General features: G+C 70.5%; 12 protein-coding genes. 2 read left to right on the forward strand and 10 right to left on the reverse strand.

The features are described 5' to 3' along the window. The 7 genes from pyrR to VFR64_22035 all read right to left on the reverse strand — a co-directional run bounded on the left by pyrR (position 1) and on the right by VFR64_22035 (position 7993). Complete coding sequence (gene pyrR, locus VFR64_22005) at positions 1-564, reverse strand: bifunctional pyr operon transcriptional regulator/uracil phosphoribosyltransferase PyrR (GenBank protein HET9492406.1); 564 nt, start codon at positions 562-564, stop codon at positions 1-3. Between the two features lie 105 nt (positions 565-669). Then, positions 670-1929 carry an amidohydrolase family protein gene (locus VFR64_22010; GenBank protein ID HET9492407.1) on the reverse strand — a complete coding sequence of 420 codons (1260 nt, stop codon included), beginning with the start codon at positions 1927-1929 and terminating at the stop codon, positions 670-672. Between the two features lie 64 nt (positions 1930-1993). Continuing rightward, positions 1994-3064: a LysM peptidoglycan-binding domain-containing protein gene (locus tag VFR64_22015; GenBank protein HET9492408.1), complete on the reverse strand. Its 1071-nt coding sequence runs from the start codon at positions 3062-3064 to the stop codon at positions 1994-1996. Further along, entirely contained in the window at positions 3061-4065 is a 1005-nt protein-coding gene (locus tag VFR64_22020) for a polysaccharide deacetylase family protein (GenBank protein HET9492409.1), read from the reverse strand. The genes VFR64_22015 and VFR64_22020 overlap by 4 nt, the downstream gene beginning before the upstream one ends. Further along, entirely contained in the window at positions 4062-5459 is a 1398-nt protein-coding gene (locus tag VFR64_22025) for an adenylate/guanylate cyclase domain-containing protein (protein HET9492410.1), read from the reverse strand. Before VFR64_22025 ends, VFR64_22020 begins: the two co-directional genes overlap by 4 nt. 150 nt (positions 5460-5609) lie before the next feature. Next, complete coding sequence (locus VFR64_22030; GenBank protein ID HET9492411.1) at positions 5610-6554, reverse strand: carbamate kinase; 945 nt, start codon at positions 6552-6554, stop codon at positions 5610-5612. Further along, entirely contained in the window at positions 6551-7993 is a 1443-nt protein-coding gene (locus VFR64_22035) for a DUF1116 domain-containing protein (protein ID HET9492412.1), read from the reverse strand. Before VFR64_22035 ends, VFR64_22030 begins: the two co-directional genes overlap by 4 nt. Before the next feature lie 26 nt (positions 7994-8019). On the opposite strand from VFR64_22035, the gene VFR64_22040 reads away from it, so the two are divergent. Next, positions 8020-8670 (forward strand): hypothetical protein, encoded by a 651-nt coding sequence (locus VFR64_22040; protein HET9492413.1) that lies wholly within the window; start codon positions 8020-8022, stop codon positions 8668-8670. Next, positions 8667-9662, forward strand: a complete 996-nt coding sequence (ligD, locus tag VFR64_22045; protein ID HET9492414.1) for a non-homologous end-joining DNA ligase — start codon at positions 8667-8669, stop codon at positions 9660-9662. Before VFR64_22040 ends, ligD begins: the two co-directional genes overlap by 4 nt. A 70-nt stretch (positions 9663-9732) precedes the next feature. Here the strand turns inward: ligD and VFR64_22050 are convergent, their stop codons facing one another. The 3 genes from VFR64_22050 to VFR64_22060 form a co-directional block, all read right to left on the reverse strand. Then, positions 9733-9969, reverse strand: coding sequence for a hypothetical protein (locus tag VFR64_22050; protein HET9492415.1), 237 nt, complete (start codon positions 9967-9969; stop codon positions 9733-9735). A gap of 86 nt (positions 9970-10055) precedes the next feature. After that, the gene (locus tag VFR64_22055) at positions 10056-11219 is read right to left on the reverse strand and encodes an ATP-dependent DNA ligase (protein ID HET9492416.1); all 1164 of its coding nucleotides are present in this window, start codon (positions 11217-11219) and stop codon (positions 10056-10058) included. Further along, positions 11216-12469, reverse strand: coding sequence for an RNA polymerase sigma factor (locus VFR64_22060; GenBank protein ID HET9492417.1), 1254 nt, complete (start codon positions 12467-12469; stop codon positions 11216-11218). Before VFR64_22060 ends, VFR64_22055 begins: the two co-directional genes overlap by 4 nt. Positions 12470-12653: the final 184 nt, after the last annotated feature.

Below are 12653 nucleotides of genomic sequence, written 5' to 3' on the forward strand. Positions count from 1 at the left end.
TCAGGCCTCCTCTGGCTCCTCGATGAGCACGCGGTCCTCGCCGTCGTGCTCGCGCAGCCGGACCGCCACGCTTTCCCGCCGCGAGGTGGGCAGGTTCTTGCCGACGAAATCGGGGCGGATGGGCAACTCGCGGTGGCCGCGGTCGATCAGCACGGCGAGCTGGACCATCTTGGGGCGCCCCAGGTCGATCATCGCGTCGAGGGCCGCCCGGATGGTGCGGCCGGTGAAGAGCACGTCGTCCACGAGGACGACAATCTTGTCCTTCATGGGGAAAGGCACTTCAGTGCCCCGCACAACGGGGGCCGTCCGCAGGCCGAGATCGTCTCGGTAGAGCGCGATGTCGAGCGTGCCCACCGGAAGCTGAACCCCGTCGATGCGGGCGATCTTGCCGGCCAGGCGCTGGGCCAGGGTCACGCCGCGGGTTCGGAGGCCGACGAAGGCCAGATCGTCGGCGCCATCGTTGCGCTCCAGGATCTCGTGGGCGATGCGCGTCAGGGCCCGGTCGAGCCCGTGCTCGTCGAGGACCTGGGCCTTCTCTCTGAACCGCTGTGGCGGGCTCGTCATGCTCGCTCCTTGCTGGCCTCACAGGGCCCGCTTAAAGGAGTTCAGGTTCGTTCGTCGTCGGGAGCACTCTACACAGAATGTTGACCCGTTGTCAACCGCCTCCCCCTACGGGTGGGGCTCAGGAGGGCCCGCACGCCAGCGCTCATGCACGCGGCGCTCGTGCTCGATGCTTACCCGTCCTCGCCGCATGACGAGCACGCGGCCGGGCAGGGTGGCCACCACCTCCTCGACGCTCGCGCAGTCCCATACGACCAGGTCGGCGGCGGCGCCGGGGACCAGGCCGTAACGGGGAAGCTTCAGGATGCGGGCGGGGTGGATCGTCAGCGCCGCCACGAGCCGACGCAGGTCCTCGGGCGTTCCCATGTGGGCGGCCACCGCCGCCAGAAAGGCCATGTGGCAGAGATCCGCCGTGCCGATCGTCGTGAAAGGGTTACGGATGTTGTTCGAGGCCAGGGCCACCGGCACTCCGGCGGCCAGTAACCGCCGCACCGGCGTGAGACCGCGCCGCGGGCTGACCTCGTCGCTGCGGCCCATGAGGTAGAGATCGGTGGCGGGCAGGCAGATCACGCCGATCTCGGCGTCACGCAGGCCCGCGATGATCTCGTCCTGCCGGACGATGGGCAGGGCGGCCAGCTCGGTGAGGTGGCCGACGGCCACGCGCCCCTGCCAGCCGTTTCGCCGCGTGCGCTCGATGATCTCCCGCACGTGCAGGTGGTCGGGCTCGTCGAAGAAGTCCACGTGGAAATCGACGTCGACCCCGAAGGTGCGGGCCAGCCGGAAGATGATGTCGATGTGGGCGAGCGGGTCGGTGTCGTTGTAGGGACAGCCGCCCACCAGGTCCGCACCCATCTGCAGCGCCCGGCCGAGCAGGGCCTCGGTGCCCGGCGATTGGAGAATACCCTCCTGGGCGAAGGCGCAGAGCTGTAGATCCAGGGCCGGCGCGTACTCGGTCTTCAAGGTCAGCATGGCCTCCATGCCCGTGAGTCCCACGACGGGATCGACCTCGACGTGGGCCCGCATGGCCGTGGTCCCCGCGGCCACGGCCAGATCGAGAACGCGGCGAGCGCGGGCGCAGATGTCCTCGGCCGTGAACGCCCGCTTGGCGTCGCCGACCAGGCGGATGGCCTCTCGGACCGACGAGGTGGGGGCGGTGATGCGCTCGGACAGGAAGGCCTTGTCGAGGTGAATGTGGGCTTCGACGAGGCCCGGCGTCACCAGCCGGCCGCCCACCTCGATGGCCTCCGCAGCATGGCCGGCCGACGGCTCGTGCCGGGCGAGGGCCGCGATGCGGCCCTCCCGAACAACGATGTCGACCAGGCCTTCCCGGTCGGACAGCCGGCAGCCACGCAGCAGCGCGTCGCTCACGGTACGGCGGATCTTCTCACGCCGGCCTCGGGCCTCGCAGTCGTTTCGGCCGCAGGCATGCGGGCTACGGCCTGGCGGCCTCCTCCAGGGCGCGCAGGATGCGCTCGGCCTGCTCGATATTGCGCCGGGCCTCGGCGTGCCGGGGATCGTGCTCCAGCACCGCATGCCAGTGCGCGATGGCCGCCTCCAGCTGCTCTTCGCGGGACAGGCGGATGCCTTCGTGGTAGTGCAGTTGGATGGCGTGGCTGCGGGCCTCGCTGAGCAGACCCGCGCCGTCCCGGTAGGCGGGATCGAGCCGGACCAGCTGAGCCAGCGCGCGGTGGGCGTCGTCGTACAGGCCATTGGCCAGATCGGCCTTGCCCTGCCGGTAGAGGATCGACTTCTTGAGATCGAGCCACTCGGTGTCGTCGGGCTGGCCTTCGAGCAGACGGTCGACGGCGGCCAGGGCGGCCGCGTACTCCTGCCGGTCGAGGGCCTCGCGGGCGTCGATCACGAGCGGGTTGCTCTCCAGCATGGGCTCCTCGGCCCCGCTCTCACGCCCGGGGGGCAGGGCGACCTTGCGGGGTCGCGCCATACGGCTCGTCAGACCCGCCACCTCCGGGATCCGGAGACGCATCCCGGCTTTCAGCTTCGTCCGGGGCGGCAGTCCATTGGCCTCCCAGATCACTTCGGCGAGCGTGCGATCGCCGTAGTACCGCTCGGCGATGGCGCCGAGGCTCTCCCCGTTGCCCACCAGGTGGGTCGTGAAGTGGAGTTCGGGGACTTCGCGGAGGACCTTGAACGCGGCGGCGTTGGTCGGATCGAAGGCGAGCGCCGCCAGCAGATGGCGGCGCGCCTGGGCGTGATGGCCCTGATTGAGCGCTTGCCGGCCCAGGCGAATGCGGCGCGCCACAGCGCTCTGCAGCAGACGTCGCAGCCGGGCGTGTCCGGCGCGCGCCGCCACGCTGTCGGGGGCGATGGTGAGCGCGATCTTCCACTCCTCGAGCGCCGAGCGCAGATCGCCGCGGCGCTCGTACGTCAGCGCCCGCTGCTGGTGCTCGGCGGCCAGGCGCCCCACTGACGCCGGCGGGGCCGTGGCGCAGCCCGGCAGTGCCAGGCACAGCGTCACTGCGACCAGGGCCAGCCCGTGCTTCACCGGACCAGCGGCTCCGCATGGAAGACGGTCAGGTTGCGGGCGAATTCCTCGAGCGTCATGTCGGCGAAGATCTGACTGCGCCGGATCCGCAGCGGGTGCACGAAGGACGGATTGCCCTCGCGGCGGACCGAGAGCGCCGCCACGTAGCCGTCATCCCTGACCTTCCTGATCACCTCGTCGTCGTGCGCACCGTAGGGGTACGCGAGGGCCCGGGGGGTACGTCCCAGGCGGGCCTGGAACAGGTCGCGGGGTGCGGTGAGCTCGGTGTGAATCCGCCGCGCGTACGCCTGGGGCGACTCGCTCGAGCGTCGGCGCAACTCGCTGTGGGTCTTGGAGTGCGCGCCGAGCCCGAACCCTTCGTCGGCCAGGCGCCGTAGATCGTCCCAGCTCAGCGCGTTGCGGCCGACACCGACGTAATCGGTGTAGACGAACAGCGTCGCGGTGAAGCCAAGCTCCTTGAGGACCGGGTAGGCGTACCCGAGAAACGACTTGTAGCCGTCGTCGAAGGTCAGGGCCACGCTGCGGCGGGGCAATTGCCGACGCAGCTGCGTGAACTCGATCAGGTGCTCCAGGCTGACGGTGCGGTAGCCGTGGGCCTTGAGGTATCGCATCTGCTGCCTGAACGTGCTGGCGGCGAGGCCCAGACGGCCCTGCGCCCGGGGGCCGATGTGGTGGTAGACGAGCACGGGAACCAGCTGATACCCGGTGGCGTAGACGCCGGCCGGGTTCCGAGGGTGCTTGGGGATGACCACTTTCTGGCCCCAGGCGAAGGTCCGGCGCCCGTTGTACTCCTCGATCATCCAGGCTCGGGTGGCGTCGCCGAGAAACCGCGCGGCCAGGCGGCGGGCGTCGTCACCGGGCCGGGCGAAGGCCACGATGTAGGAATCCGACTCGAAGATATCGCCGCGCAGCACGCTCTTGGCAAGGCCGGTCGGCGTGGCACAGGCGGCCAGCATGAGGGCCGCGGCGCCGAGGGCGGGCAGGCTGGTGGGCGGCCTCATCTGAGCTGCAGCACCTCGTGCGCCTCGATTTCCTCTTCCTTGCCCCGCACCCGAACGCCCCCGAGCGGGCGAGCCTTCACGGCGTCCTTCACCTCACGCCAGGTGCGCGCGGAGATCAGGATCTGCATGGGCTTGGCAATGGACTCCAGACGGGCAGCGACGTTGACGCTGTCGCCGACGACCGTGTACTCCATGCGATCGTCGGTGCCCACGGTGCCGGCCACCGTTTCGCCGGTGCTGACCCCGATGCCCACCGTCAGCGGCTCGCCGCCGCGCCGAATCCGCCGCCGGCTCAGCAGCTCGATGCCCTCCCGCATGGCCAGCGCCGTGCGCACGGCGCGCAGGGCGTGATTGGGGTGGGCGATGGGCGCCCCGAAGACCGCCATGACGGCGTCGCCGAGGAACTTGTCGATCGACCCCTGGTTCCGGAAGGTGGCCTCGATCATGAGGTCGTAGAACTGGTTGAGCAGCAGCACCACCTCTTCCGGAGCGAGGCGCTCGGAGAGAGGGGTGAACCCCCGCAGGTCGCAGAAGAGCACGGTCACCTCGCGGCGTTCGCCCTCCAGGACGAGCTGGCCGGGGTCCTTGAGGAGCTCGTCCGCCACGTCGCGGTCGACGTAACGGGCCAGGGCCTGCTTGATCATCTCCTTCTCGCCGAGATGGGTGGCCATGGTGTTGAAGGCCTCGGTGAGGACGCCGATCTCGTCACGGGAGGACACGGCCAGGTTCACGGTGAAGTCCCCGGCCGTGATGCGGCGGGTGCCTTCGACCAGGCGCAGGATGGGACGCGTCAGCAGCGTGGCCAGCGCCAGCGAACCGGCCAGGCCGATCACCACGATGGCGAAGCTGAGTCCGAGGAGCCGGTTGCGGGCCTGACTGATGGCATCGTCGACCGACTTCTGGCTGATGCCCACGTAGACGGCGCCGACGTTGACACGACGGAACGTGAGCGGAATGGCGAAATCGAGGATCCGTCCCCGCTCGGCCGATCGGTACGATTGCACCACGGGCTCGGGGCCGAGCGCCGCCAGGCCGGCGGCCCGCTCGAATCCGCGCCCAAGCTGGTCGACGTCGGTATGGGCCACGACCTTGCCCTGGTGGTCGGTGATGACCACGTACACCAGGTCGCCGTCCTTCATGGCCTCCTTCACCAGCAGATTGAGGGTGAGCTCGTCCTTGGTCAGCAGGGGATTACGGGCCGCGTTGGCCAGATGCTGGGCGATCGTGTGGCCCCGCTTGGTGGTCTCCCCGAGCAGGCTGCGCTCGGCGCTGTAGAGCAGGACGCTGCTGAGGAGCACCACCGCGGTCACCAGGAGGCCGGTGATGAGGAGGCCGAGCTTGAGTTTCAGGCTCGAACGAAGGCGGGGCACGGGGCTGCTGTCGGGCTGGAGCATCCCTCGTGGTCAGGGCACTGGGATCGTCACGATGTGTTTTGAATCTAGCAGATGGCTCACGGCCGGCCATGCGGAAAAACCCCCGGGGATAATCGCCGGCGTAGTGCGAATGACGCATCCGCGCGCCAGGGCGCGGCGGATGCCCGGGCGTCAGGCGTCGTCCCTGGAGATGACGGTGCCGGCCACGCCTCGATCGGCCTGGGCAACCTGGTCGAGGGACGTGATCACGGCCAGGGCTCCTCCGGCTTCCACGAACTGCACGGCCGCCTCTACCTTGGGCCCCATGCTTCCGGGGGGGAACTCGCCGGCCGCGAGGAGACGACGCGCCTCGGCGACGGTGAGGCGGTGGAGGTAGCGCTGGGCCGGTGTGCCCCAGCCCACGGCAACGCGATCGACGCCGGTGAGGAAGTAGACGCGCTCGGCGCCGAGATCCCGCGCCAGCACTGCGGTCGCGAAATCCTTCTCCACGACGGCCTCGATGCCACGCAATCCGGCCGGCGTCTCGACGACGGGAACGCCACCTCCGCCGACGGCGATCGGCACGATCCCGGCCCCGACGAGCGCTCGGACGAGCGGCGCCTCCACCACGCGCACCGGGCGGGGTGAGGGCACGACCCGGCGCCAGCCGCGCCCGCTGTCGTCCACGACCGTCCAACCGAGCTCCCGGGCATGGCGCAGGGCCTCCGCTCGCTTGTAGAAGGGGCCGATCGGCTTGCTCGGCGCCTGGAACGCCGGATCGCCGGTATCGACCACGACCTGGGTCACCATTGAGGCCACCTGTCGCGGCCGCCCACGGCGTTGGAGCAGGTTGCCCAGAACTTGCTGGATGGCGTAGCCCAGGCTGCCCTGGGTCTCGGCCACGCAGAGGTCGAGGGTCAACGCGGGCATCACGGGCCGGGCGATCTCCATCCGCAGTAATTCCTCACCGACCTGGGGCCCGTTGCCGTGCGTGAGGACCACGCGGTGGCCGGCCGCGATGAGGTCGACGACCGGAGGCAGCGAGTCGGCGAGCGCGGCGAACCATTCCGAGGGAGCCCCGACGCTATCCTCCGTTCGCAGGGCGTTGCCACCGATGGCGACGACGATCAGGCTCACGGACTTGACGCGGACTCCGGCTCCTCGGCCAGCGCGACCAGGGCTTGCTCGAAACAGGCCAGCGGCGCTCGCACGACACCCGCGCCCACCTGGCCCGTCCCGGCGCGCCGTCCGGCGATGCCGGTGTTGATGAGCGGGGTGATTCCCGTCTCCACGACGAGTCGCACGTCGATCCCGGCGGGGGCCCCGCGCTCGTCGAGCAGGGCGATTCGGAAGTGGGGATGCTCACCGACGCAGATCTCGGCGATCTCCTCGGTGGCGGCTACCGCCTCGGCGATGCCCCCGGCGCCCACGAAGCGAGCGGCAGCCGGCGAGGCCGCCATGGCGCCGCCGCCCAACCCGATCGTCTCCACGATGGCACTGTCGCCCATGTCGGGGTTGGCATCGGCTGCGGAGAACCGCGGGAAGTAGAGGCCCACGGGGTTGGCCACGGGCGCGGTAAACCACCGCTCCCCCAGTCCGGACACCCGGATGCCGAACTCCGTGCCGTTGCGGGCCATGGCCGTGACCAGCGTGCTGTGGGGCACGTTGCCGGCGGGATCCGCCATCGCCTTGGCGGCCGCCATGGCCAGGTTGAGGAAAAACTGATCGTTGCCGGCGAGGAACTCGGCGAACCTGGCCACGGCGCCGTGCCGGCCTCCCGCGCGCGCCGCGTGCGGCATCAAGGCCCGGGCGAGCAGCGACGAGGCGGCGACGTTGCGCTGGTGCATCTCGTCGCCCATGCGCAGCGCCTGGGCCATGAGCGGCCGGAGCGGCAGGCCTCCAGCGGCGCGCAGTGCGGCGCCGAGGAGCGGTCCCGTCTCGCTCGCCAGCCAGCGCAGCCTGGCGATCACGCTGTCGTCGTTGGCGCCGAACCGCAGCACCTTGCCCAGACCTTCGTTGATGGCCGCGTGCGCCCGGTTGCCATACCGCTGGTTCGTCACCACGAAGACCGGCATGGACGCGGTGATGATACCGGTCATCGGGCCGACGGCGCCATGGTGGTGGCAGGGCGCCAGGATGGCGTCGCCGCGCTCCACCATCGCTGCGGCCACGTCGTCGTTCGCGGCCCAGCCCTCGTAACGGATGGCGCACAGCACCGCGGCACGCATCGGCTCGCACATACGCGCCCACGGGATCGGCGGTCCGGCGTGGAGGATCGTTCGGGGTGGCAGCCCGAGGGCCTCCCAGGCTGGACGACAGTCGACCAGCACCGGCTCGCCGTTGACCAGGCGCTCGAACGCCTCGGCATTCGCCGGCTCGATGAGCTGCCGCCGCTCCTGCAGCCGGTCCAGCGCGGCGGCAAGCCTGGGCTCCGCGCCGGCCGGCGGCCGCCAGTCCAGATGAGCCACGGCCACGCCGAGCCGCTCCAGCTCCGCGGCGAAGAGGGGCAGCCCCAGGCTGAGCACTCGCGGCTTGCCGGCGAGCAAGGATCGGTCCGGGCACATCTTCGGCCCCATATTAGAATGCTTCCGGGGTTCGTGGCATGGCGCGCATCTTCCTGCTCTCGCCGGCGAACTGCTCGGGCATCAGGGCTCGGATGGTGATGCGCGAGGCAGCGAGCTTCGATCTGGCCCGCAGGCTCCGTCAGGATGACGGAGCCTCGCTCGGCGAAGTGTTCAGCTTCCTGAGCGGGCTCTACTTCCGGGGCAAGCTCGCCTACGCCCGGGCCTTCGCGGCGGCCCCCGATCCCACCTGTGCCCTCACGGGCGAGGGCGTGTTCGTCATCACGCCGGGGTCCGGGCTCTACCGACCGTCAGCGGCGGTCACCTTGCGGACGCTCCAGGCGTTCGCCCGCGTCGACGTGGATCCCGGCGACCCGCGCTTTCGGCGGCCCCTGGTGGCCGCGGCCCGTCGGGTCCGCGAGCGGATCGGACCACACTGTGAGGTCGTGCTGCTGGGCAGCGTGGCCTCACCGAAGTACGTGGACGTCCTCGGGGCCGTGTTCGGAGACCGGCTCCGGTTCCCGCTCGATTTCGTGGGGCGGGGCGACATGAGCCGCGGCGGCCGCATGCTCCGCTGCGTGGCCGCCGGGCGTGAGCTCGAGTACGGTTCCGTGATCGGGGCCGTCGTTCACGGGCCGAGGCCGCCCCGACTGTCGCCGCTCGGGCGAGGCCCACGGGCGGCGTCGCCATGAGCCGAGCGGCCACGCGCGGCCATCATCCCGCGCGTCGCACGGGCGGGCCCCGCCGCCGGCGGGGTCCGGTCCCGCGGGTGACGATCCCGCGCGCCCGCGCCAGCGTCGTGCTCACGGTCGGGCAGCGTCAGGTCCAGCTCACCAACCTGGGCAAGCCGTTCTGGCCGCAGCTCGGGATCACCAAGGGCGACCTGCTGCAGTACTACGCGGATGTCGCGCCGCTCCTACTGCCCCACGTGCGCGACCGGGCCATGGTCATGCGCCGCTATCCCGACGGCGCCCAGGGGCCCTCGTTCTTCATGAAGCGGGCGCCGGTGCCCCGGCCGGAGTGGATCGAGACGTGCAGCATCGCCCATGCCTCCGGCAACGTCATCGACTTCCCGCTCATCCAGGATCTGCCGGCGCTGCTCTGGGTCGTCAACCTGGGCTGCATCGATCTCAATCAGTGGTACGCCCGCTGCGACGACGTGGACCGACCGGACTGGCTGCACTTCGACCTCGACCCCGGCACCGCCTCCTTCCCGCAGGTCATCGAGACCGCTCTGATCCTCCGCCAGGCGCTGGACTCGCTCCGGATGCCGAGCTACGTCAAGACCACGGGATCCAAGGGCCTGCACGTCTACGTGCCGATCGTCCGCGGGCCCCTGCAGAAGGAGGTGTGGGCGGTGGCCAAGGCGCTGGCCCTGGAGCTGGCCAGCCGCCACCCGATGCTCATGACCGCCGAGTATCGGGTGGCCCGGCGCCCGCCCGGTCGGGTGCTCGTGGATTACAACCAGAACGCCTGGGGGCGTACGCTGGCCTCCATCTACTCGGTACGACCGCACCCACGCGCCTGCGTGTCGACGCCCGTCACCTGGGACGAGCTCGCCGCGGGCGTCCGCACGGAGGATTTCCGCCTGGACAACGTGCGGCCGCGGCTGGCCCGACTCGGGGACCTCTGGGCCCCCCTGCTGGCCACCCGCGGCCGCTTCGATCTGCGGCGACTGGGCTGAGGTTCACGCGGCAGCTTTGGGATCCATCCAGAAGAAGCCCAGATGAGGTCCTTGACCGCCAAGTTGACGATCAGCTTGGTGGCCATGCTCGGGTGCCGGACGGCCCATTCGACACCCGGGTCCCCTTCCAGCGCAGCGTCTTGGCGGCTCGAGCGCTCTGCAGCGCCTCTCCCGCCACGAAGTGGCCGTTCTTCCTGAGCACGTCATCGTAGGCGAAACACTCCTGCATCATCGTGTCCTGCTCGGTTTTCGACATCGCCTCCCACTTCTTCTCATCCATGTATCCGAGACAGAGAAACTTCAACATTGCCTCCCTCGTGGGTGTCAGGCCGGCTGTCGGCCTCTCGTAGTCAGTCGAACGAGCAGCGTGAGAATCGACAGCGGGGCCCGGGCTCACGATCCGGCACGCGCCTCCGGGTACGGCCGGCGGCGGTCGCGGGCGCCAAAGACCCGCTCCAGCTCGTAGGCCGGCGTGACCTCCAGCTGGTCGTAGAGGCACTCAGCAGGCCGCTTGTCGGGGCGCCAGCGCAGGAACTGCGTCGCATGCCGGAAGCGAGAACCCTGCATGTGATCGTAGGCCACCTCGCACACTCGTTCCGGCCGGAGCGGCTCCCAGCTCAGATCCTTGCCGCGATTCCAACGGCTAGCGGCGCCGGGCAGCCGCTGCCCCCCGGCGCTCACGTCCTCCTCGACCTCGGCCCAATGCCGCCAGGGATGGTTCTCCAGCGCGCGGTCGCGCAACGGCGCCAGCTCGGCGACGAGCCGGGTTCGCACCGCGTTGCTGAAGGCGGAAGCGACACCGACATGGTGCAGCGTGCCGGTCTCATCGTAGAGGCCGAGCAGCAGCGAGCCGACCATCGTGCCCGCTCCCTTCTTGTGCCAGCGAAAGCCGGCGACGACGCAGTCGGCGGTCCGCACATGCTTCACCTTGATCATCGTGCGCTCGCCGGCCCGATAGGGCGCCTCCAGGCGCTTGGCCATGACGCCGTCCAGCCCGGCGCCCTCGAAACGACGAAACCAGTCCTCGGCCAGGGCCCGATCCCGCGTGGCTGGCGACAGGTGCACCGGCGGCGGCGCGCCGGCCAGGACTTGCTCCAGCCGGTGGCGCCGCACGGCCAGCGGCACCTGGCGCAAATCCTCGTCGTCCAGGGCGAGAAGGTCCCAGGCTACGAACGACGCGGGGGACTGCGCGGCCAGCAGCTTCACCCGGGAAGCGGCCGGATGGATGCGCAACAGCAGGGCCGCGAAATCGAGGCCCCCGCTGCCGACGATGACGATCTCGCCGTCGACCACGCAGCGCTGGGGCAGCGCGGCGGCCAGCGGAGCCACCAGCTCGGGGAAGTATCGATTCATGGGCTTCTCGTCACGGCTCTGCAGCAGGACCTCGTCGCCGTCCCGGAACACCAGCGTTCGAAAGCCGTCCCATTTGGGCTCGAACTGCCACCCGGCGCCGCCGGGCAAGGCGTCGGCGGCTTTCGACAACATCGGCGCGATGGGTGGCGCGAAGGGCAGTCGGGCGAACTCCCCGCCGTGGTCGCGGGCCGACGGCGTCGTCATCCGGGCAACTCGGCCAGCCGTCGCTCGAGAAACCTCCGCTGCGGTTCCTGCCGCGTGAGGCTGAGGGCCCGGGCGTAGGAGGCTCGGGCCTCGGCCGTCCGGCCCAGTCGTCGGCACAGCTCGGCCCGCGCGGAGTGGGCCAGGGCATAGTTGTCGAGATTGCCCCGGGCGAGGATCGCCTCGATGAGGGCCAGTCCGGCCAGGGGGCCGTCGCGCATGGCCACGGCCGCGGCGCGGTTCAGCTCGACCACTGGCGAGGGATCCACGCGGACCAGAACGTCGTAGAGGCTGACGATCTGTGACCAGTCCGTCGCGGCCGCGGTGGGCGCCTCGGCGTGTACCGCTGCGATCGCCGCCTGCAGCGTGTACGGGCCGAACCGGCGCGAGGCGAGTGCGCGCTCCAACAGCGTCAGTCCCTCGGCGATCTGATGGCGATTCCAGCGCGAACGGTCCTGCTCGTCGAGGAGGACCAGCTCGCCGGTCGGCGACGTGCGCGCGGCGCGTCGCGATTCGTGCAACAGCATCAGGGCCAGCAGTCCCTCGGCTTCCGGCTCCGGCAGCAGCGCGACCAGCAGGCGCCCCAGACGGATCGCCTCGGCCGAGAGGTCGGGCCGCGTCAGCGAGGAGCCCGACGAAGCGGAATATCCTTCGTTGAAGACCAGGTAGATGACGTGCAGTACGATGTCCAGCCGCTCGGGCAGCTCGGCGCGGGACGGCACCTGGTAGGGAATACGCGCCTCCCGGATCTTCGTCTTGGCGCGCACCACTCGCTGGGCCACCGTGGGCGCGGCACTGAGGAAGGCGCGCGCGATCTCCTCGGTGGTGAGGCCGCAGACTTCGCGCAGGGTCAGCGCCACCTGGGCATCGGCCGGCAGGGCGGGATGGCAGCACGTGAAGATCAAGCGCAGCCGGTCATCTTCGAGTGTCTCGTCGTCGCGGCTGGTGGCGTCCGCGGCCTGGGCGTCGAGCCGTTCGGCGAGCTCGGCCAGCGAGGCGTCGAACCGGACGCGTCGGCGCATGCCGTCGATGGCCTTGAACCGGCCGGCCGACACCAGCCAGGCCCGGGGATTGGCCGGCAGGCCGTCGCGCGGCCATTGTGCCACCGCCGCGGCGAAGGCGTCGTGCAGCGCCTCCTCGGCGAGGTCGAAATCCCCGAGCACCCGGATGAGGGTCGCCAGCACGCGGCGAGACTCGGAACGGTAGAGGCTCTCCACCACTTCGCGCGTCTGATCCGACGTCTGCTCTGTCAACGCGCGCGCTCTCCAGGCCAGGACCGCCGGCGCTCCATGATGGGCCGCACCTCGACACACCCCGGGAGCCGGGGCGGGATCCCGGAGGCCACCCGGGCCTCGAGGTGGCTCGGGGGCCAGGCGTCCAGGCTCATGGGTGCTCCGCGTCGTGGACGAACAGCTCGGGACGCGAGATAGTCGCGGG

It is taken from the genome of Candidatus Methylomirabilota bacterium, from assembly GCA_035709005.1.
In the GTDB taxonomy this organism is placed as follows: Bacteria; Methylomirabilota; Methylomirabilia; order Rokubacteriales; family CSP1-6; genus 40CM-4-69-5.

Coding starts and splice junctions, on each gene's coding strand:
- pyrR (HET9492406.1), bottom strand. CDS start 564: ATGACGAGCCCGCCACAGCGGTTCAGAGAGAAGGCCCAGGTCCTCGAC.
- VFR64_22020 (HET9492409.1), bottom strand. CDS start 4,065: ATGAGGCCGCCCACCAGCCTGCCCGCCCTCGGCGCCGCGGCCCTCATG.
- VFR64_22025 (HET9492410.1), bottom strand. CDS start 5,459: ATGCTCCAGCCCGACAGCAGCCCCGTGCCCCGCCTTCGTTCGAGCCTG.
- VFR64_22035 (HET9492412.1), bottom strand. CDS start 7,993: ATGGGGCCGAAGATGTGCCCGGACCGATCCTTGCTCGCCGGCAAGCCG.
- VFR64_22040 (HET9492413.1), top strand. CDS start 8,020: ATGGCGCGCATCTTCCTGCTCTCGCCGGCGAACTGCTCGGGCATCAGG.
- ligD (HET9492414.1), top strand. CDS start 8,667: ATGAGCCGAGCGGCCACGCGCGGCCATCATCCCGCGCGTCGCACGGGC.
- VFR64_22050 (HET9492415.1), bottom strand. CDS start 9,969: ATGTTGAAGTTTCTCTGTCTCGGATACATGGATGAGAAGAAGTGGGAG.
- VFR64_22055 (HET9492416.1), bottom strand. CDS start 11,219: ATGACGACGCCGTCGGCCCGCGACCACGGCGGGGAGTTCGCCCGACTG.